Annotated in this window: 16 protein-coding genes; 13 read left to right on the top strand and 3 right to left on the bottom strand. The window is 71.1% G+C overall.

Features of this window, described 5'->3' with window-relative positions:
- The first annotated feature begins 155 nt into the window (after positions 1–155).
- Positions 156–1,784, top strand: a complete 1,629-nt coding sequence (locus ACFYWJ_RS29795) for an FAD-binding oxidoreductase (RefSeq protein WP_355277110.1) — start codon at positions 156–158, stop codon at positions 1,782–1,784.
- 76 nt (positions 1,785–1,860) lie between these two features.
- Entirely contained in the window at positions 1,861–2,811 is a 951-nt protein-coding gene (locus ACFYWJ_RS29790) for a YegS/Rv2252/BmrU family lipid kinase (protein WP_355277112.1), read from the top strand.
- A 201-nt stretch (positions 2,812–3,012) separates the two neighbouring features.
- Here ACFYWJ_RS29790 and ACFYWJ_RS29785 read toward each other — a convergent pair whose 3' ends face one another.
- Positions 3,013–3,714, bottom strand: a complete 702-nt coding sequence (locus ACFYWJ_RS29785; protein WP_355277115.1) for an AAA family ATPase — start codon at positions 3,712–3,714, stop codon at positions 3,013–3,015.
- A gap of 310 nt (positions 3,715–4,024) precedes the next feature.
- Here ACFYWJ_RS29785 and ACFYWJ_RS29780 point away from each other — a divergent pair, with 310 nt between their 5' ends.
- The 10 genes from ACFYWJ_RS29780 to ACFYWJ_RS29735 all read left to right on the top strand — a co-directional run bounded on the left by ACFYWJ_RS29780 (position 4,025) and on the right by ACFYWJ_RS29735 (position 18,103).
- Positions 4,025–6,703 (top strand): valine--tRNA ligase, encoded by a 2,679-nt coding sequence (locus ACFYWJ_RS29780; protein WP_355277117.1) that lies wholly within the window; start codon positions 4,025–4,027, stop codon positions 6,701–6,703.
- An 86-nt stretch (positions 6,704–6,789) separates the two neighbouring features.
- Positions 6,790–8,160 carry a folylpolyglutamate synthase/dihydrofolate synthase family protein gene (locus tag ACFYWJ_RS29775; RefSeq protein ID WP_355277198.1) on the top strand — a complete coding sequence of 457 codons (1,371 nt, stop codon included), beginning with the start codon at positions 6,790–6,792 and terminating at the stop codon, positions 8,158–8,160.
- The gene (locus ACFYWJ_RS29770) at positions 8,157–8,585 is read left to right on the top strand and encodes a DUF4233 domain-containing protein (RefSeq protein WP_355277120.1); all 429 of its coding nucleotides are present in this window, start codon (positions 8,157–8,159) and stop codon (positions 8,583–8,585) included. Before ACFYWJ_RS29775 ends, ACFYWJ_RS29770 begins: the two co-directional genes overlap by 4 nt.
- Before the next feature lie 9 nt (positions 8,586–8,594).
- Complete coding sequence (gene ndk, locus ACFYWJ_RS29765; RefSeq protein WP_218721467.1) at positions 8,595–9,011, top strand: nucleoside-diphosphate kinase; 417 nt, start codon at positions 8,595–8,597, stop codon at positions 9,009–9,011.
- A gap of 489 nt (positions 9,012–9,500) precedes the next feature.
- A complete protein-coding gene (locus ACFYWJ_RS29760) occupies positions 9,501–12,677 on the top strand; it encodes a translation initiation factor IF-2 N-terminal domain-containing protein (protein ID WP_355277123.1) in 3,177 nt (1,058 codons plus the stop codon).
- Positions 12,678–12,942: 265 nt separating this feature from the next.
- Positions 12,943–13,254: a 50S ribosomal protein L21 gene (rplU, locus tag ACFYWJ_RS29755; RefSeq protein WP_110039506.1), complete on the top strand. Its 312-nt coding sequence runs from the start codon at positions 12,943–12,945 to the stop codon at positions 13,252–13,254.
- A gap of 22 nt (positions 13,255–13,276) precedes the next feature.
- On the top strand, positions 13,277–13,543 hold the full coding sequence (gene rpmA, locus ACFYWJ_RS29750; RefSeq protein WP_022567181.1) for a 50S ribosomal protein L27: 267 nt from the start codon (positions 13,277–13,279) through the stop codon (positions 13,541–13,543).
- A gap of 121 nt (positions 13,544–13,664) precedes the next feature.
- Positions 13,665–15,119, top strand: coding sequence for a GTPase ObgE (gene obgE, locus ACFYWJ_RS29745; protein WP_355277126.1), 1,455 nt, complete (start codon positions 13,665–13,667; stop codon positions 15,117–15,119).
- 146 nt (positions 15,120–15,265) lie between these two features.
- Positions 15,266–16,363 carry a glutamate 5-kinase gene (proB, locus tag ACFYWJ_RS29740; protein WP_355277201.1) on the top strand — a complete coding sequence of 366 codons (1,098 nt, stop codon included), beginning with the start codon at positions 15,266–15,268 and terminating at the stop codon, positions 16,361–16,363.
- A gap of 1,290 nt (positions 16,364–17,653) precedes the next feature.
- On the top strand, positions 17,654–18,103 hold the full coding sequence (locus ACFYWJ_RS29735; protein ID WP_355277129.1) for a hypothetical protein: 450 nt from the start codon (positions 17,654–17,656) through the stop codon (positions 18,101–18,103).
- Positions 18,104–18,122: 19 nt separating this feature from the next.
- Here ACFYWJ_RS29735 and ACFYWJ_RS29730 read toward each other — a convergent pair whose 3' ends face one another.
- Positions 18,123–18,494 carry a hypothetical protein gene (locus ACFYWJ_RS29730; RefSeq protein WP_355277132.1) on the bottom strand — a complete coding sequence of 124 codons (372 nt, stop codon included), beginning with the start codon at positions 18,492–18,494 and terminating at the stop codon, positions 18,123–18,125.
- A gap of 36 nt (positions 18,495–18,530) precedes the next feature.
- On the bottom strand, positions 18,531–19,265 hold the full coding sequence (locus ACFYWJ_RS29725; RefSeq protein WP_355277134.1) for an ESX secretion-associated protein EspG: 735 nt from the start codon (positions 19,263–19,265) through the stop codon (positions 18,531–18,533).
- Between the two features lie 184 nt (positions 19,266–19,449).
- Here ACFYWJ_RS29725 and ACFYWJ_RS29720 point away from each other — a divergent pair, with 184 nt between their 5' ends.
- A complete protein-coding gene (locus ACFYWJ_RS29720; RefSeq protein WP_355277136.1) occupies positions 19,450–20,271 on the top strand; it encodes a DUF5602 domain-containing protein in 822 nt (273 codons plus the stop codon).
- Position 20,272 lies beyond the last annotated feature (1 nt).

Genomic DNA, 20,272 nt, shown 5'->3' with positions numbered 1-20,272 from the left:
GCGCCGTGGTCGAGCTGGAACGCTCAAGGGTATCGAGCGGGCCAGCGGGGTCGGTGTCGTGAATGCGGGGCAGTGACATCCGACAGCGATCGGATGTCGACTCGAGGACATATCGTACTGGTTACTGCTTGACACTATATGTCAGAATGTAACGCATGGTCGAGACGCAACCCGAAAATTCCGGTGCCGCCACCCTGCCGCCGAGTATGGTGTGGGACGCCTGGGGTGTCCCCGCTGGACACCAGCCCCTGTCGGCGCAGATCCGTGGCCTGCTCGCGCAGGTGTTCGGCATCTCGGGCGAGCCGGTGGCGCGTCGCGACGAGGGCGACGTGCCGCTGCGCCCCGCCACCCTCACCGACACCGACCGCGCCGGGATCGCCGCTATCGTCGGTGACGAAAATCTCAGTACCGAGAATGTCGCCCGGCTGCGTCACGCGGGCGGCAAGAGCACTCCCGATCTTCTCCGGCGCCGGGCCACCGGCCCGCAGGACGCGCCGGACGCCATCGTCTTCCCGGCCGATCACGCACAGGTCCTCGCGCTGCTGGCCTACTGCTCCGAGCACGCCGTCGCGGTCGTCCCGTTCGGCGGCGGCACCAGCGTGGTCGGCGGCGTCGACCCGGTGCGCGGGCAGTTCGACACCGTCATCGCGCTGGATCTGCGCAGGCTCGACACCCTCACCGGCGTCGACCCGGTGAGCGGGCTCGCCACCCTCGGCGCCGGCGTCACCGGTCCGCAGGCCGAGAAGCTGCTCGGCGCGCACGGGCTGTCGCTGGGGCACTTCCCGCAGAGCTTCGAGTTCGCCACCATCGGTGGGTTCGCCGCGACCAGGTCGTCCGGTCAGGCCTCGGCGGGCTACGGCCGCTTCGACGACATGGTCGAGCGCCTGGTCGTCGCCACCCCGCAGGGCACCGTGGAACTCGGGCGCGCGCCCGCCTCGGCCGCCGGGCCGGACCTGCGGGAGCTGTTCGTCGGCTCCGAGGGCACCCTGGGCATCATCACCTCGGTCACGCTGCGTGTGCACCCGGTCCCGGCGACCACGGCTTACCAGGCCTGGTCGTTCCCCGACTTCGCCACCGGCGCCGCCGCGCTGCGCACCCTGGTGCAGACCGGCGCCGCGCCGACCGTGCTTCGCCTGTCCGACGAGGCCGAGACCGGGCTGAACCTGGCCCGCTCCGGGGACATCGGCGGCGCGCCGGTCACCGGCTGCCTGGCCATCACCACCTACGAGGGCACCGAGGCGCACGTCGCCGCCCGCGCGCTGGAGGCGAGCGGGCTGCTCACCGCCGCCGGTGGCACCGCGCTGGGTGAGGCGCCGGCCCAGCAGTGGGAGCACGGCCGCTTCGCCGCGCCGTACCTGCGGGACGCGCTGCTCGACGTCGGCGTGCTGTGCGAGACCCTGGAGACCGCGACCACCTGGGCGAACCTGTCGAACCTGAAGACCAAGGTGACCGGGGCGCTGATGGATTCGCTCGGCGCGCAGGGCACGCCCGCCCTGGTGATGTGCCACATCTCGCACACCTACCCGACCGGCGCCTCGCTGTACTTCACCATCGTCGCCAAGCAGCTCGACGATCCGATCGCGCAGTGGCGGATCGCCAAGTCGGCGGTCGGCGACGCGATCATCGCCGCGGGCGGCACCATCACCCATCACCACGCCGTCGGCGCCGACCACCGTCCGTGGATGCAGTCGGAGATCGGTGACCTGGGTGTTCGCGTACTGCGCGCGGTGAAGCGGGAACTCGACCCCGCCGGCGTGCTGAATCCTGGAAAGCTGGTGCCGTGAGGGAGTCTCGGCGAGTGATCCAGAACCGTCGCGCGCGGTCGCGCACGACGGCGCCGAGTCCCGGTGAGGTGGAGTCGTGAGTGAACTCGCGGTGCGACGCGTGCTCGTCGTCACCAATCCGCATTCGGGCGCGGGCCGGGGCGACGGTGTCGCCGAGGCCGTGCTGGAGCGGTTGCTGGCGCAGGGCGTCGAGGTGGCCGAGGTCCGCGCGCCCAGCGCGGCCGAATCCGTCGAGCAGGTCAGGGCGGCCGTGACCAGCGAGCTCCGCAGGCCCGACGCGGTGCTCTGCGTCGGCGGCGACGGGCTGATGAACGTGCTGCTGGCCGCGGTCGCGCACAGCACGGTGCCGCTCGGCCTCGTCCCCGCGGGCACCGGCAACGACCTGGCCAGGGAACTCGGCATCCCGACCGGTAATCCGGAGGCGGCCACCGACATCGTGCTGCGCGGGCGGGTCCGTCACATCGACCTCGGCCGGATCGAGTCGACGTACGCGACGCCCACCTGGTTCGCCACCGTCGTCGGCACCGGGTTCGACGCGCGGGTCACCCTGCGCGCCAACAAGATGCGCTACCCGCGCGGCCCGCTGCGCTACACCGTGGCCGCGGTGGCCGAGCTGATGCGCGGCTACACGCTGCCGTTCACGATCGAGCTGTCGGGCCTGGCGCCCGGCGCCCTCGACAACCCCGAGGGCGAGCACACGGTCGTGCACACCGACGCCGTGATGGCCCCGATCGGCAACACCCGCACCTACGGTGGCGGCATGCTGGTCTGCCCGGAGGCGGTCGCCGACGACGGCTACCTCGACATCACCGTGGTCGGCGCGGTCTCCCGGCTGGAGATGGCACGGCTGTTGCCCGCGCTGTCGGCGGGCAAGCGGATCGACCATCCGTCCACCAAGCGCTACCGCGCCCGGCGGATCACCGTCAGCGCCGACGGCGGTTACGCCACCGCGGACGGCGAGCCGGCGGGGATGCTGCCGGTCACCGTGCAGGCGATGCCGGGCGCGCTGACGGTACTGGTGCCCTAGGCGGGTCCAGGCGGCGCGGCCTGGGCCGGTGCCTCGGACGGGTGTTGACCGCGTGGTCTGCGCTGGTGCTTGCCGCGGACCCGCGGTCGTCGTCGAGCGTGCCGGGGTCCGCGTGGTGGGGTTGGTCGTACCCCCGGCGCTCGACTCGCGCCGGGTAACGCCGGGGGCCCCGGCAGCTCGGTGGGAGCGGCGCGTGGCGGCTCAGGCGGCGTCGAAGGTGATGCGGGCGACCGCGCTCAGAGTCGGGCGGTCGACGATCACCACCGATGCCGACTCCAGCTGCGCCGGGTCCGCCGGAAGCGGCCCCGCATCGCGCGCGCCGAGGTCGCGCATCATGTGCTCCCACCGGCGGCAGTGCGCGGTGAATGCCACCCCGTTGACCCGCCTGCCCCGGGTGATCTGCCCGTCCCTGGCCTGCGTCGCGGGCACATCGATCAGCACCATGTGCAGTTCCCGGCGACCCTCGCGGGCCCAGCGCGCGATCAGCGCGCGGCTCCAGCCGAAGGTGGCGCAGTCGTGGATGGCCACCGGTCCCTCGGCGGTGTGCAGCGCGGCGCGGATGGCGCGGTAGTGCGCGAGGTGCACCAGGGGTCGCCACAGCGGGTACGGCAGCAGGCCGAGCCGGTGCCGGAGCCGGTTGCGGGTGTGGTTGGAATCGAGCACCAGCGCGCCCGAGGCCGTGCGCACCGGCTGCTCGGCCTCCGGTCCGGCGGCGAAGAAGCGGTGTAGCGCAGTGGATTTGCCCGCGCCGGGCACACCGGCGAAGACCAGCACGCTGGCGGCGGGGTAGTGGAGCTCGTCGACCTCGCCCGCGCGCAGGTCGAGCAGCGCGGCGGGCCGGACGGTCCGGGTGCGCGCGGCGCGGGGCGGGGGAGAGGCGGCGGAATCGAGCGGGGGCGTCACCCTCTCCAGAATCCGCGAAAACGGACAATTCGGCAATCGGGGATTACCCGGATCTTCGTCGGAGCCGGTTGGCTCACAACAACTTCCGCGTGACGTTGTGGCCGGGAAACAAAAGTTACTCGCGCGGCAACCTGAAGCTGAGAATTGCCTATGGATTCCCCTGGCCACCGCGAATCGCCGGTAGTATCACAGGGGTAGACGGAGTCTTCGGTGTCCCTCATCCACCGAAGATTCCGTCTCTGTTTTTCTCCGGGGCCGACCGCCGGAGGTGGTGGTAAGCCGCCGAGGCGGCGCCCCTTAGGATTGGGGCGTGACCAGCGCAGCCCCAGACAACTCGCGTAATCGTGCCGATGCCCTGCCCAAGAGCTGGAACCCCAGCGAGGTAGAGGCCGACCTGTACGAGGGCTGGGTAGCCGCCGGATACTTCGGCGCCGACGCGACCAGCGGCAAGCCCGCCTACTCGATCGTGCTGCCGCCGCCGAACGTCACCGGCACCCTGCACATGGGCCACGCCCTCGATCACACCCTCATGGACACCCTCACCCGCCGCAAGCGGATGCAGGGCTACGAGGTGCTGTGGCTGCCCGGCATGGACCACGCCGGCATCGCCACCCAGACCGTGGTGGAGAAGCAGCTGGCCGTCGACGGCAAGACCAAAGAGGACTTCGGCCGCGAGCTGTTCATCGACAAGGTCTGGGACTGGAAGCGCGAATCCGGTGGCGCGATCCAGGCGCAGATGCGCCGCCTCGGTGACGGCGTCGACTGGAGCCGCGACCGCTTCACCATGGACGAGGGCCTCTCGCGCGCCGTCCGCACCATCTTCAAGAAGATGTACGACGCGGGCCTGATCTACCGGGCCGAGCGGCTGGTGAACTGGTCGCCGGTGCTCAAGACCGGCATCTCCGACCTCGAGGTGGACTACAAGGACGTCGACGGCGAGCTCGTCTCGCTGCGCTACGGCTCGCTCGACGACAACGAGCCGTACGTCGTCGTCGCGACCACCCGGGTGGAGACGATGCTCGGTGACACCGCCGTGGCCGTGCACCCCGACGATCCGCGCTACGCCGCGATGATCGGCACCACCGTCTACCACCCGATCACCGGCACCCAGATCCCGATCATCGCCGACGACTACGTCGACCCGGAGTTCGGTACCGGCGCGGTGAAGATCACCCCCGCGCACGACCCCAACGACTTCGAGATGGGCTTGCGGCACAACCTGCCGATGCCGACGATCATGGACGAGGGCGGCCGGATCACCGGCACCGGAACCGAATTCGACGGTATGGACCGTTTCGAGGCACGGGTGAAGGTGCGCGAGCGCCTCCAGTCCGAGGGCCGCGTGGTCGCCGAGAAGCGGCCCTACGCGCACAGCGTCGGCCACTCCGAGCGCTCCGGCGAGCCGATCGAGCCGCGCCTGTCGATGCAGTGGTGGGTCAAGGTCGAGTCGCTGGCCAAGGCCGCCGGCGACGCCGTGCGCGAGGGCGACGTGAAGATCCATCCGGCCAGCCAGGAGCCGCGCTGGTTCGACTGGGTCGACAACATGCACGACTGGTGCATCTCGCGCCAGCTGTGGTGGGGTCACCGCATCCCGATCTGGTACGGCCCCGAGGGCGAGATCGTCTGCCTCGGCCCCGACGAGGAAGCCCCCGAGGGCTGGGTGCAGGACCCGGACGTCCTCGACACCTGGTTCTCCTCGGGCCTGTGGCCGTTCTCCACGATGGGCTGGCCCGACGCCACCCCGGAGCTGGCCAAGTTCTATCCGACCAGCGTGCTCGTCACCGGCTACGACATCCTGTTCTTCTGGGTGGCCCGGATGATGATGTTCGGCATGTTCGTCAGCGACGACCCGGTGCTCACCGTCGGCAAGGGCGGCCAGAAGCAGGTGCCGTTCGAGGACGTCTTCCTGCACGGCCTGATCCGCGACCAGTTCGGCAAGAAGATGTCGAAGTCGCGCGGCAACGGCATCGACCCGCTGGACTGGATCAACTCCTACGGCGCCGACGCGCTGCGCTTCACCCTGGCCCGCGGCGCCCAGCCGGGCGGCGACCTCTCGGTCGGCGAACCGCACGCGCTGGCCTCGCGCAGCTTCGTCACCAAGCTGTTCAACGCCACCAAGTTCGCGCTGATGAACGGCGCCCGCTCGGGTGAGCTGCCGCCGCGCGAGACCCTCACCGACACCGACCGCTGGATCGTGGACCGGCTCGACGAGGTGCGCGCAGAGGTCGACGCCGCCTTCGACGCCTACGAGTTCGGCAAGGCCTGCGAGGCGCTCTACCACTTCGCCTGGGACGAGCTGTGCGACTGGTACCTGGAGCTGTCCAAGGTCCAGTTCGCCGAGTCCGACGCCCGCGCCGAGAGCACCGCGGTGGTGCTCGGCACGGTGCTCGACGCGGTGCTGCGTCTGCTGCACCCGGTGATCCCGTTCGTCACCGAGACCCTGTGGAAGGCGCTGACCGGCGGCGACTCGGTGGTCGTCGCCCCGTGGCCGACGGCGAGCGGCGTGGCCACCGACAGCGTGGCCGCGCAGCGGGTCGCCGACGCGCAGCGCCTGATCACCGAGATCCGCCGCTTCCGCAGCGACCAGGGCCTGGCCGACAAGCAGAAGGTGAAGGCCACGCTGGTCGGCCTGGACGAGGCCGGACTCGGCGGGTTCGCCGGCTCGGTGGCCAACCTGGCCCGGCTGACCGAACCCGGCGACGACTTCGCCACCACCGCCGAGGTGCAGGTGCGCCTGTCCGGCGCGACGGTCACCGTGCGGCTCGACACCTCCGGCGCGATCGACCTCGACGCCGAACGCCGCAGGCTGGAGAAGGATCTCGCGGTCGCGCAGAAGGACCTCGACACCACGACGGCCAAGCTGGGCAACGAGGCGTTCCTGGCCAAGGCGCCGCAGCAGGTCGTCGACAAGATCACCGGCCGCCGGGATGTGGCCGCGGCCGAAGTCGCGCGCATCGGTGCCCGGCTGGCGGAGCTGAGCGGCAAGTGAACGACGAGCCGGAGCCGCAGTACGAAGCCGACGACCACCACCCGGCTCCGCTCGGCGCCGGACCGTCGCCGGTCGACCTGGCCGAGATGGCGCTGGTCGAGGCCGAGCTGGACAAGCGCTGGCCCGAGACCAAGATCGAGCCGTCGCTGACCAGGATCAGCACGCTGATGGACCTGCTGGGCAACCCGCAGCGCAACTATCCGGGGATCCACGTCGCGGGCACCAACGGCAAGACGTCGGTGACCAGGATGATCGACGCCCTGCTCACCGCGCTGCACCGGCGCACCGGCCGGATCACCAGCCCGCACCTGCAGCTGGCGACCGAGCGGATCAGCATCGACAACGCGCCGATCAGCCCGGCCCGCTACGTGGAGACCTTCCGCGAGCTCGAGCCCTACATCGGGATGATCGACCAGCAGTCCGAGGCGGCCGGCGGCCCGGCCATGAGCAAGTTCGAGGTGCTCACCGGCATGGCCTACGCCGCCTTCGCCGAGGCGCCGGTCGACGTGGCCGTGGTCGAGACCGGCATGGGCGGCACCTGGGACGCGACCAATGTCATCGACGGGCAGGTCGCGGTGATCACCCCGATCGGCCTCGACCACACCGAGTACCTCGGCCCCGATCTCCCCTCGATCGCCAAGGAGAAGGCCGGGATCATCAAGCGCGCCCCCGAGGCGCTGATCCCGGTCGACACCGTCGCGGTGATCGCCGAGCAGGAGCCCGAGGTGATGGACGTGCTGCTGCGCCGCGCCGTCGAGGCCGACGCCGCGGTCGCCCGCGAGGGCGCGGAGTTCCGGGTGCTGGAGCGGGCCGTCGCGGTCGGCGGTCAGCTGCTGACCCTGCAGGGGCTCGGCGGCGTCTACGACGAGATCTTCCTGCCGCTGCACGGCGAGCACCAGGCCCGCAACGCCTCGCTCGCGCTGGCCGCGGTGGAGGCGTTCTTCGGCGCCGGCGCCGATCGTCAGCTCGACATCGAGGCCGTGCGCGCGGGTTTCGCGAGCGCGGCCAGTCCGGGCCGGATGGAGCGGATGCGCAACGCGCCCACCATCTTCGTCGACGCGGCGCACAATCCCGCTGGCGCGACGGCGCTGGCGAACACCCTGACCACCGAGTTCGACTTCCGCAAGCTGGTCGGCGTCGTCGCCGTGCTCGCGGACAAGGACGCGGCGGGCATCCTCGACGCGCTGGAACCGGTCTTCGACGAGATCGTGGTCACCAGCAACGGGTCACCGCGGGCGATGGACGTCGACGCGCTCGCCGACCTGGCCGTGCAGCGCTTCGGCGACGAGCGGGTGATCACCGCCGAGACCCTGCCCGACGCGCTGGAATCGGCGATCGCCCTGGCCGAGCAGGCGGGCGACGACGGTGACGTGATCTCGGGCGCCGGCGTCGTGGTCACCGGCTCGGTGGTGACCGCGGGCGCCGCGCGCGCCCTCTTCGGAAAGGCTCCGGCATGAGTGAGGTTCCACCGCCCACCACCGACCCGTGGAAGGGTCTGCGCGGGGTCATGGCGGGCACCCTGGTCCTCGAGGCCATCGTGGTGCTGCTGGCGCTGCCGGTGGTCGCCGATGTCGGCGGCGGGGTCACCTGGTTGTCCGGCACCTACCTGGTGGTGCTCGCGGTGCTGATGATCCTTGGCGCCGGTGTGCAGCGCAAGCCGTGGGCGATCCCGTTCAACATCGGTCTGCAGGTGCTGCTGCTGGCAGGCACGTTCATCCACCTGTCGATCGGGATCATCGGCCTGGTGTTCGTCGCGGTGTGGGCGTTCATCCTGGTGCTGCGCTCGGACGTGCAGCGCCGGATGGACGCGGGGCTACTGCCCAGTCAACGAATGGGTGGCCGAACTGACACGAGTTCGGCTCCGGGCGGCGACGCCGGTTAGAGTGACGCCGTGACTGAGCAGACTTTGGTACTCATCAAGCCGGACGGCGTCTCCCGTGGCCTCGTCGGCGAGGTGCTCGCCCGTATCGAGCGCAAGGGCCTGACCCTCGAGGCGCTGGAGCTGAAGAACGTGTCGACCGAGCTGGCCGAGGAGCACTACGCCGAGCACGCCGAGCGCCCGTTCTTCGGTTCGCTGATCGAGTTCATCACCTCGGGCCCCGTCGTCGCGGCCGTGCTGTCGGGCCCGCGCGCGATCGCCGCTTTCCGTCAGCTGGCCGGCGGCACCGATCCGGTCGAGAAGGCCACCCCCGGCACCATCCGCGGTGACTTCGGTCTGGAGACCCAGTTCAACCTCGTTCACGGTTCCGACTCGCCCGAGTCCGCCAAGCGCGAGATCGCGCTCTGGTTCCCCGAGTTCCCTGCCTGAACGCGCTGTACTCGCTCGTCGCGTCCGGTGCGGACGCGACGGGCTCGAGCGGCCGAGGTTCGCGTGAGTTGCGCCGATGGCGATCCCCGCGCGAACCGTATGGGATACTGACTACGGATGTGTTCGTCACCGATGCTCGAACAGGGCGGTTGGTGACAGCCTGTCGCGCAGGTACGCGACGACGGTGACGAACATGACCGGATGACACCGCGGTTGGATGCCGATCATCGCTGCCACGGACGACCCTGTTGCTGGGGTTGCCCGCGCAGGCACGCTGGATGAGCGCTCGGAGCGCGGCGTCACGCCGTACAGCCAGGCGCCGCGTGACCGGTTGGCCCGCCAGAAGATCGATCGAGGTGAGACCGGACACGCGGGGCGAGACCAGATGACCCTCGTACCATCGGTACGAGGTGCACGGACGATGCCCCCGCGTCGGCCGCGTCACTCCCGTACCGGGGAGGGACGCGCCCGGGGGCCCGAGGAGACTTCGTGGCCGATACAGAGCCGCTGGACACAACACAACAGGATGCCGATCAATTGCCGGAGCGAATTCGAGTTCATGCACTGGCCAAGCGGTTGGGAGTGACCAGCAAACGCATCCTGGCCAAACTGGCCGAACTGGGGACCGAGGCGCGCAGCGTCCAATCGAATGTGGATCGCGCGGTCGCCGAGACCGTGCGCGACGCGATCGCCGCCGCCGACGCCGAGACCGGCGAATCCCCAGCATCCACCCCCGCGGCGGCACCGTCGCCCGCCACCCCCGTCGCCGAGCAGCCGGCCGACTCCACCACGGCACCCGCGCCGATGTTCTCGGCGCCCGACGTCGCGAGCACCGAGGGCGTGTTCGCCGCGAGCGACGCGCACACCGATCTGTTCACCCATCGGTCCACCGAGACCCCGGCGCCCGCCGAGGCCGCGGCCTTCGACGCGCCCGCGTTCACCGCGCCGCTGTTCCTGCCGCCGGATGCCACCGCCGCCGAGGAGACGCGCAAGCGCCGCCGGGCCGAGCGCACGGCCAAGCGGACCGAGGAGCCGGTCGCCGACGTCGAGCCCGAGACCGAGACCACCGACGCCGAGGACGAGTCCGACGCCGCCGGTGACAACGACGACGCCGACGGCCAGCCGCGCCGCCGTCGCCGTGGCCGCCGTGGCCGCGGCCGTGGCCGGGGCGAGCAGTCCGCCGACGGCGACGACACCGAGACCGAGGGCGCCGAGCACGACGCCGACGACGAGTCTGCCGCGTCGTCGGAGGCCGCCACCGACGAGGCCGAGCAGGCCGAGGACACCGACGCCGAGTCCGACGACGAGGACGACAACCAGCCCGAGGGCGCGAGCCGTCGCCGTCGCCGTCGCCGCCGCCGCAAGGTCGGCGGGGAGGGTGGCGATGCCGACGCCGCCGACGACGATCCGCCGAACACCGTCGTGCACGAGCGCGAGCCGCGCAACAAGAGCCGCGGCCGGGCCGGGTCCGACGAGGTGCAGGGCATCTCCGGTTCCACCCGGCTCGAGGCCAAGCGGCAGCGTCGCCGGGACGGCCGGGAGGCCGGTCGCCGTCGTCCGCCGATCCTGACCGAGTCGGAGTTCCTGGCCCGCCGCGAGGCGGTCGACCGGGTGATGGTCGTGCGGGAGAAGTCGTTCGACGCCGCCGAGCACGCGCCGGGGCACCAGATCACCACCCAGGTGGCGGTGCTCGAGGACAACATCCTGGTCGAGCACTTCGTGACCAGTTCCGGCCAGGCGTCGATGGTGGGCAATGTCTACCTCGGCAAGGTGCAGAACGTGCTGCCCAGCATGGAGGCCGCGTTCATCGACATCGGCCGTGGCCGCAACGGCGTGCTCTACGCCGGTGAGGTGAACTGGGACGCCGCCGGTCTGGGCGGCAAGGAGCGCAAGATCGAGCAGGCGCTCAAGCCCGGCGATCAGGTGCTGGTGCAGGTGTCCAAGGACCCGGTCGGTCACAAGGGCGCCCGCCTGACCACCCAGATCTCGCTCGCGGGTCGCTTCCTGGTGTACGTGCCGGGCGGCACCTCCACCGGGATCAGCCGCAAGCTGCCCGACACCGAGCGCAAGCGGCTCAAGGAGATCCTGCGCGAGATCGTGCCCGCCGACGCGGGCGTGATCATCCGCACCGCGTCCGAGGGCGTCAGCGAGCCCGAACTGGCCCGCGACGTCGAGCGGCTGCAGGCCACCTGGCGCACCATCGAGGAGGCCGCGGCCAAGGAGTCCAACGCGCCCAAGGCCCTCTACGAGGAGCCGGACCTGCTGGTCAAGGTGATCCGCGACCTGTTCAACGAGGATTTCGCCAGGCTGGTCATCGAAGGTGACCGGGCCTGGAGCACCGTCGAGAACTACGTCCGCACCGTCGCGCCGGACCTGCTGCCGCGGGTGAACCAGCACGAGAACAACGGTGTCGACGTGTTCGAGACCTTCCGCATCGACGAGCAGCTGGCCAAGGCGCTCGACCGCAAGGTGTGGCTGCCCTCCGGCGGCACCCTGGTGATCGACCGCACTGAGGCGATGACCGTCGTCGACGTCAACACAGGCAAGTTCACCGGTTCCGGGTCGAGCAACCTGGAGGAGACCGTCACCAGGAACAACCTGGAGGCGGCCGAGGAGATCGTGCGCCAGATGCGGCTGCGCGACATCGGCGGCATGATCGTCGTCGACTTCATCGACATGGTGCTCGAATCCAACCGTGACCTGGTGCTGCGCCGCCTCACCGAGGCACTGGGCCGCGACCGCACCCGTCACCAGGTGTCGGAGGTGACCTCCCTCGGCCTGGTCCAGATGACCCGCAAGAAGCTGGGCACCGGTCTGGTCGAGGCGTTCTCCACCACCTGTGAGCACTGCCACGGGCGCGGCATCCTCGTGCACTCCTACCCGGTCGACGCCGGGTCCGGTGCCGAGGACTCGGGCAGCCGGGCCAAGGAAGGCTCGTCGCGGCGTCGTCGCGGCAAGGACAAGAGCCAGGACAAGCCCGCCGCCACGGCCGCTCCGGCGACCAACGGCACCGCTCCCGCCGAGCACGGTGAGGAGGACATCGCGGTCAAGCGGGCCCACCCGGTCGCGCTCGCGATGGCCGCCCACCACGGTGAGGACGGCGAGCCCGCCGAGGAGGTCGTGGCCGAGGCCGTGGCCACCGAGGAGACGCCCGCCGAGCCGACCCGTTCGCGCTCGCGGTCCCGGTCGCGCCGGTCGAGCCGGGGCGCGGCCGCCCAGGCCGAGTCGGCGGTCGACAGTCCCGCGCTGACCGGGGTCATCCCGGCCGAGGAGACGGCCCCGGCCGTCGCCGCCGAGACCCCGGCGGCCGAGCCCGTCGCCGAGCCGACGCCGGTCGAGCCGGAGCCGGTCCCGGCGGACGCCGAGCCGGAGCCCGTCGCGGCCGAGGCGGTCGCCGAGCCGGAGCCCGAGCAGGCCGAGCCCGAACCGGAGCCGGTCGTCGAGGAGCCCGCTGCCCGCGCACCGCGCAGGCGCCGGGTGGCCCGCTCGACGGCGGCACCCGCCCCCGACAGCGCGGGCGCGGTGTTCGTCCTGTCGACGAGCGAGCAGCCGCCCGCCACGGCGGTGGTGGACTTCGCCGCCGAGCCGGTCGTCGTCCCCGCCCGCAAGCCGCGCCGCCGCGCGGTGGGCAGGCCGGCGGGCGCGCCCGCGGCCGAATCGAACTAGGAGGCCACCTGCGCGCGGGGAGCCCTCCTCGCGCGCAGGCCCCCGATCCGGCCCTGACCGGCCGAATTGGGGGAGTGGATACCGGTCTGGTAACCTAGGTCGGTCGCTGCCCCGCGATTGGGCACCTAGCCGAACGGCAGGGTGATACCGCAGGCAAGTGACCGTTGCTCTCCCCGTTCGCGGGAATGAGCCCCAGTCAAGAACACGCGTCGCGCAGCTGTGACGTGAAACGAGCACGACCAACGTGAGTGGAGGAAGCCGACCGATGGCAGCGTACGCAATCGTCAAGACCGGCGGAAAGCAGTACAAGGTCGCGGTCGGTGACCTGGTGAAGGTCGAGAAGATCGAGGGCGAGCCCGGCACCGCCGTGGCCCTGACCCCGGTTCTCGTCGTCGACGGCGCCGATCTGACCACCGACGCCGACAAGCTGGCCAAGATCTCCGTGGCCGCCGAGGTCGTCGACCAGACCAAGGGCCCGAAGATCCGGATCCACAAGTTCAAGAACAAGACCGGCTACCACAAGCGCCAGGGTCACCGTCAGCCGCTGACGGTCATCAAGGTCACCGGCATCAAGTAAGACATCCCGAGGAGACGAAGCAATGGCACATAAGAAGGGTGCATCCAGCTCCCGGAACGGTCGTGATTCGAACGCCCAGCGCCTCGGCGTGAAGCGCTTCGGTGGCCAGAAGGTCAGCGCGGGCGAGATCCTCGTCCGTCAGCGCGGAACCCACTTCCACCCCGGCGTGAACGTCGGTCGTGGCGGCGACGACACCCTGTTCGCCCTCGCGGCGGGCGCGGTCGAGTTCGGCACCAAGCGTGGCCGCAAGACCGTCAACATCGTCGTCCCGGAGCCGGCCCAGGCCTGACCGCCTGGAGCGTCAGCTCCCCACGGACACCGGAGCGGGTCAGGGTTGTTTCCCTGACCCGCTCCGTCGTGTTCGCCCACCCTTACCGCAATCGACCAGTCAGAAGGAGGAGGATCAACCCATGTCCAAATTCATCGACCGCGTCGTGCTGCATGTTCGTGCCGGTAGAGGTGGACACGGTTGCGCCTCGGTGCATCGTGAGAAGTTCAAGCCGCTCGGTGGTCCCGACGGCGGCAACGGCGGCAACGGCGGGGACGTGATCCTCGAGGTCGACGCCAACGTCCACACCCTGCTCGACTTCCATTTCCACCCGCACGCCAAGGCAGGCAACGGCAAGCCCGGCGAGGGCGGCAATCGCGACGGCAAGATGGGCACCGATCTGGTGCTGAAGGTGCCCGACGGCACCGTGGTGGTCGATTCCGCCGGCGCGGTCGTCGTCGACCTGGTCGGCGCGGGCAACAAGTTCGTGGTCGCCAAGGGCGGTCGCGGCGGTCTCGGCAACGCCTCGCTGGCGTCCAAGGCACGCAAGGCGCCCGGTTTCGCGCTGCTCGGTGAAGAGGGCGAAGAGCTCGACCTGGTGCTGGAGCTGAAGTCGGTCGCCGACGTCGGCCTGGTCGGGTTCCCGTCTGCGGGCAAGTCCTCGCTGGTGTCGGTGCTCTCGGCCGCCAAGCCCAAGATCGCCGACTACCCGTTCACCACCCTGGTCCCGAACCTGGGTGTGGTCGCCAGCGGCGACACCACCTTCACCGTCGCCGACGTGCCGGGTCTGATTCCCGGCGCCAGCGACGGCCGTGGCCTCGGCCTGGACTTCCTGCGCCACCTGGAGCGCTGCGCGGTGCTCGCGCACGTGGTCGACTGCGCGACCCTCGAACCGGGCCGTGACCCGGTCTCCGATGTCGACGCGCTCGAGGCCGAACTGGCCGCGTACAAGCCGGCGCTGGCCGGTGACGCGAGCCTCGGCGATCTGGCCGACCGGCCCCGCGTGGTCATCCTGAACAAGACCGATGTCCCCGACGCCGCCGAACTGGCCGAGATGGTGACCGCCGAGTTCACCGAACGCGGCTGGCCGGTGTTCGAGATCTCCGCGGTGAGCCGCGCCGGACTGCGTCCGCTGACCTTCGCGCTGGCCGACATGGTCCGCCAGTATCGCGAGGATCACCCCAAGGCCGCGCCCAAGCGCCAGATCATCCGCCCGATCGCGACCGACGAGTCCGGGTTCAGCGTCATCGCCGATCCGCAGGAGCCGGGTGGCTTCATCGTGCGCGGTACCCGGCCGGAGCGCTGGGTGCGCCAGACCCAGTTCGACAACGACGAAGCCGTCGGCTACCTCGCCGACCGGCTGGCCCGCCTCGGTGTCGAGGCGGAGCTGGTCAAGCAGGGTGCCGAGCCGGGGTGCTCGGTGACCATCGGCGACGTGTCGTTCGAGTGGGAGCCGCAGGTGTCCGCGGGTGTCGACATCGTGCCGACCGGGCGTGGCACCGATGTGCGACTGGAGAACAACAGCCGGGTCGGCGCGGCCGAGCGCAAGCACGCGTCGCGGGCGCGTCGCGGGCTGCTCGACGAGAACGAGAAGTAAGGGGTCCGGCCGCCGCGCGGCACCGAAAACCGGTGTCGCGCGCGGCCGTTCGATCGGCATACTGCGGTGGGTCACCGGCTCGCGCCGGGACCGTCGACGATGGTGATCGCGGTGCAGGGAGTAAGGCTATGCGGGTGAGTTCGGAGCTGAGTGCGGCGCGCCAGGCTATCGTGTCGGCGCGCGCGGTCGTGGTGAAGATCGGTTCGTCGGCGCTGACCAGCCTCGAGGGCGGTCTGGACACCGACCGGCTCGACCGGCTGGCCGACGCCGTGGAGGCGCGGATGCGGGCCGGCTCGGACGTGGTCGTGGTGTCCTCCGGCGCGATCGGCGCCGGCATCGCCCCGCTCGGCCTGTCGCGCAGGCCCAAGGACCTGGCCACCAAGCAGGCCGCGGCGAGTGTCGGCCAGCTGGCCCTCGCGCACGCCTGGGGCACCTCGTTCGCCCGCTACGACCGCACGGTCGGCCAGGTGCTGCTCTCCGCCGACGATTTCGCCCGCCGCGAGCACCACCGCAACGCCCAGCGCACCCTCGACCGACTACGGTCGCTCGGCGCGATCGCCGTGGTCAACGAGAACGACACCGTCGCCACCGAGGAGATCCGCTTCGGCGACAACGACCGCCTCGCCGCCTTGGTGGCGCACCTGGTCGGCGCCGACGCCCTGATCCTGCTCTCGGACGTCTCCGGCCTCTACGACGGCGACCCGCGCAAGGGCGCCGCGAACTTCATTCCCGAGGTGCGCAGCAGCGCCGACCTCGACGGCGTCATCGCGGGCAGCGGTGGCGCGCTCGGCACCGGCGGCATGGCCTCGAAGCTGTCCGCCGCCCGCCTGGCCGCCGACGCGGGCATCCCCGTGCTGCTGGCCTCGGCCGCCGACGCCGCGACGGCGCTGGCCGACGGCACCGTCGGCACCGCCTTCGCCGCCCGCCCGGTCCGCCTGTCCGGCCGCAAGTTCTGGGTCCGCCACGCCGCCGACACCCGCGGCGCGGTCCTGATCGACGCGGGCGCCGTCGAGGCCGTCGCCAAACGCCGCTCCCTGCTCGCCGCGGGCATCACCGGCGTCCGCGGCCGCTTCTTCGGCGGCGATGTCGTCGACCTGGTCAGCCCCGACAACCGCGTGGTCGCCCGCGGCGTCGTCGAATACGACAGCACCGAACTGACCACCATGCTCGGCCGCTCCACCACCGAACTCCCCGACACCATGCAGCGCCCGGTCATCCACGCCGACGACCTGGTCAAGGTCTGATCCGGACCTCCGACACCGGAAACATCGCCCACGGGTAGACCTTTCGCGACCGAGATCGAGGCCGCGCCGGAGTGGACTCGCTTCCGCGACTCGGCGTCGTGCCCTTCCAGAACTCTGCGGTTCACCCGCACAGGGCGAACCGGTCGAGCCCGTTCAGCGCCGAAACATGTGGCCCACCGCTAGGCGCCAGGAGATCAGCCTGACCTCTGGCCGCTTAGGCGACGGGAACCGCCCGACCTCCGACCGCCGAGGGGAGGGACAGCCTGAACGTCGACCGGCCCCGCGATCGCGGCGGCCTACCGCCGGGGTGGAATGACGCCTGGCTGATCCAGGTCCAGGGGTGGTGCGGGCGGGGGTGTCGCAGGTTGCGGCCGTGGTTCGTTCGTTTCCGGGATCGGGCCGGTGACGCCCGGCTGTCCGCCGGGATCGACCGGTCCACCGGGGACCGGCGGCACCACGATGCCCGCGTGTGGTTCCGGTGCTCGCGGAACCGGTTGCGGTGCGGGTGCTTCCGGTGCAGCGGTCTGCGGCGCGGGTGGCGCTGATGATTCTGTGCGCGGCGCAGGCTGTTCCGAAGACGGCGCAGGGGATTGTGGCGCCGGTTCGGGGGTCGGGCGCGCGGGCTCCGGCTGCGGTGCAGGCTGTTCCGAGGTGGGTGGGGGCGCGGGCTGTTCCGAGGTGGGCGCGGAAGGCGGGGGTGCGGGCTGGTCCGTCGTCGGCGCCGGAGGCTCCGGCGCCGGTTGTTCGGATGTCGGCGCGGGGACCTGGGGCGCCGGTTCGGGGGTAGGCGGTGCGAGTTCCGGTTGGGGGGCGGGCTGTTCGGACGTGGGCGCAGGGGACTGGGGTGCCTGGGTGGTGGGTTCCGGTTGTGGCGCAGGAGGTTCCGACGTCGGAGCGGGAGGTGCCGGTTGATCGGTTGTGGACGGTGCCGGTCGTTCACTGGTCGGAGCGGATTGTTCCGTCGTCGGGGCGGGGGTGCCCGGAGACGGGGGAGCGGGTGTCTCGCTCGACGGTGCGGGAGTGATGTCCGGCTTCGGGGTTTCGGTATTCGGGGCCGGATTCTGGCTCGGTGCAGAGCTTTCGCCGTTCCCGCCCGGCGCGGTCGTGCCTCCGGTATCCGGCGTCGAACCGCCCTGCGTCGAATCACCCTGCGGTGCAGCGGGTTGCGGTGACCCCGGCGACGACCCGTTGCGTCCCTGTTCCGTCGACCCCGGCGACCCCGGGGACCCCGGCGGCGCGGGCAAGGCGGGTACACCCGTCCCGGCCAGCGAGTACGCGGGCTTGTAGATCATGTTCATCGCCAGCACGGCTTCCTGGCGCAACGCCTCCGCCGCCATCTGCGCATCGATGACATGGGCGGCCTCGAGCAACCGCGCGATGGTGCCGATCGGCCCGGACCCGCCGGGCGCCACCACCGCGAGCTTCACCGCTTCCGCGGCCGCGGCGACGCCGCCGAGGCGGGCGCCGACCTCGCCGAAGACCGTCGCCAGCTCGCCGATCGAGTCGGCGAAGCTGCGGGTGCTGGCGAAGGCGGCGTCGGCCGCGGCACCCTCCCACCCGGTCTCGTCGATGACGCGGTCGGCATTGGACCTGGTCAGCGGCATGGTCGTGGTCAGCGCGGCGGCGCTCTCCAGCCAGGCGAGCGAGGCGTCGAGCACCTCGGCGGCGTCGATCTGCTGGGTGCGGGCATGGATCTGCTCGTGCGGCATGGACTCGAAATGCTCCATCGCACTGATGTAGGTGGGGTCGGTGCCGCCCATCAGCGCCGCCTCGGGTCGACCGCGCGCAGGGCGGCGGCCGCGGCGGCGTCGGCCTCGTCGAGCAGACCGGCGCTGAGCAGGAACGCCTCCTTCATCCGGTAGGCGGCCTCGATGTAGTGGTCGAGCAGATCGGCGGCGTCGCGGGCCTTGTGCGCGAACCCGGCCTGCAGCTGCTGCGCGGAGATGAAACCGCCGAATCCACCTGCCTCACCGGCGGATTCGAGGCGCTGACGGAGCTGTCCGAGCCGGTCGGCCTGCTGTTCGTAGAGGTCGGCGCAGCGGCGCGCGGCATCAGGATCGAACTTCACGGTCCCCGCCGCGGCGGCGCTGCGGAACCGGGAGATCTCGGCTCTGCTGCTCTCGATCGTCATCGCGTCTCCCCTCCAGATCGTGCGTCGGCGTCCAGGCTAGCCGGACCTTCTGGTGTTGGAACTGTGCACAGGAGCGAGCCTGCGCTGCAGCTGTGCGGCCAGCTGACCGGCCGCGGCGGGCACGACGTGCACCGTTTCCCCCGCGCGCAGCAGATAGCGGCCGTCGCCGGCCACATCGATCCAGCTGTAATGCACCGGCGGCACCGGCGTGGCGCGGTCCAGCCCGGTCTCGATGCGGATGTGGCCCTCCGCGGTGTGCGGGCGGCGCAGCAGGCGCTGGATCCGGGGGACCGCGGGATGGGCCGCGACCACGGTCTCCTCGTCGCGGACGGCGTCGGCGGCGGCCTCGCGCGCCGGTTCCCGGCCGGGCGGGGTGTCGGGCAGACAGGCGGCGACCCTGGCCCCGATCCCGGCGGTGTGCCCGATCGAAACCCGCACGCGGCCACCGTAGTCGGGCCGGGTGCCGGGCTCCTGGACGATGAGGACCGCGTGATCGAAGACCGAGCAGGCGAGCAACCGGATCTCGCTACCGGGGGTGTGCGCGCCGCCGACGAGCGCGATCCTGGCGTGGGGTGCGGCGACGATCCGCAGGCAGGCGGCGAGGTCGGGGTCGCCGCCGCCGGGTAGTCGATGATCGAGGTCGGCGCGCAATCGGGCGGCTTCGTCCTCGGTGCGCGGTGATTCGAGCACCCGGATCGGGAAGGGCATTCTGTCCTGACCGGATTCCCGCCACACGTGCGCGAATTCGTCAGCGTTGAAGGTCCATCCCATTGCCGATCCCATCCTTACCGAACCAGGACGAGGACAGCCTAACGGTCGTGTCCGATTCCGGCGCATCGTTCTTCCGTCCGGATGGAAACTTCGGGCGCTCTGAGTAGCGAGATGAGTATTTCGGCGGACGACGACCGCCGTCGTGGCTCCTACCTTCGGGACAGATCCGTCGATCGGAGGAGCCATGACCCACGCACGGGTGAGCGCCATGCGCACGCGAAGCATCACCACCGCACTGGCGGCCCTGCTCGTCCTGGCCACCGCCGCGGCCTGCGGCGACGATGCCGACAAGACCTACTACGGCGACGAACGCGCCCTGGGCAACGGCCAGATCCGCACTTTCGTGACCACTGACGATGGCGGCACCCCGACCGAGGTCGGCCTGCGCGTCCAGGAGGCGGCGCTGGAGGGCCTGCCGATGCCGGCCACGATGCCGGAGGGTCCGCCGCCCGCCAGCCCCCCGCTGGCGCTGCCGAAGGAAGCGGCGGGCACGGTGGTCGACCACCTCACCTTCGACTGGGTGCCGCACGGTCACCCGCCGATCGGCATGTTCGACAAGCCGCACTTCGACGCCCACTTCTATTTCGTCGACGACGCGACGGTGGCGGCGATCAGCCCGCAGGACCCGGAGTTCCTGACCAAGGCGGCGCACAACCCGGATTCGAAGTACATGCCCGCGAACAGCTCGACGTTGCCCGAGCCGATCGAGGTGCAGGCCGTGCCCGCGATGGGTGTGCACTGGGTCGACATGAGCAATCCGGTCGTGCCGGGCGAGTTCACCCAGACCCTGATCAACGGCGCCTGGGACGGCCAGTACATCTTCACCGAGCCCATGTTCACCAGGGACTGGTTGCTCACCAAGCCCTCGTTCACCGGCGATATTCCGCAACCGCAGGCCTATCAGCACAGCACCCGGTATCCGACCACGTATTCGATCGGCTACGACGACACAGCGAAGGAGTACGTGGTAACGGTCGGCGGGTTCGTCGAGCGGACCGCCTCCTGAC

The sequence above is a fragment of the Nocardia sp. NPDC003269 genome (assembly GCF_042888005.1).
GTDB lineage: Bacteria > Actinomycetota > Actinomycetes > Mycobacteriales > Mycobacteriaceae > Nocardia.
Note: the sequence above shows the minus strand (reverse complement) of the source record. Positions and strands in the feature narration are given on the sequence as shown.

Excerpts from the sequence above, each read along its gene's own strand:
- rplU (WP_110039506.1), top strand. The coding sequence starts at position 12,943 with ATGGCAGCGTACGCAATCGTCAAGACCGGCGGAAAGCAGTACAAGGTC.
- rpmA (WP_022567181.1), top strand. The coding sequence starts at position 13,277 with ATGGCACATAAGAAGGGTGCATCCAGCTCCCGGAACGGTCGTGATTCG.
- ACFYWJ_RS29725 (WP_355277134.1), bottom strand. The coding sequence starts at position 19,265 with ATGGGATGGACCTTCAACGCTGACGAATTCGCGCACGTGTGGCGGGAA.
- ACFYWJ_RS29730 (WP_355277132.1), bottom strand. The coding sequence starts at position 18,494 with ATGACGATCGAGAGCAGCAGAGCCGAGATCTCCCGGTTCCGCAGCGCC.
- ACFYWJ_RS29720 (WP_355277136.1), top strand. The coding sequence starts at position 19,450 with ATGACCCACGCACGGGTGAGCGCCATGCGCACGCGAAGCATCACCACC.
- ACFYWJ_RS29775 (WP_355277198.1), top strand. The coding sequence starts at position 6,790 with ATGGCGCTGGTCGAGGCCGAGCTGGACAAGCGCTGGCCCGAGACCAAG.
- ACFYWJ_RS29795 (WP_355277110.1), top strand. The coding sequence starts at position 156 with ATGGTCGAGACGCAACCCGAAAATTCCGGTGCCGCCACCCTGCCGCCG.
- ACFYWJ_RS29735 (WP_355277129.1), top strand. The coding sequence starts at position 17,654 with ATGTTCATCGCCAGCACGGCTTCCTGGCGCAACGCCTCCGCCGCCATC.
- ACFYWJ_RS29770 (WP_355277120.1), top strand. The coding sequence starts at position 8,157 with ATGAGTGAGGTTCCACCGCCCACCACCGACCCGTGGAAGGGTCTGCGC.
- obgE (WP_355277126.1), top strand. The coding sequence starts at position 13,665 with ATGTCCAAATTCATCGACCGCGTCGTGCTGCATGTTCGTGCCGGTAGA.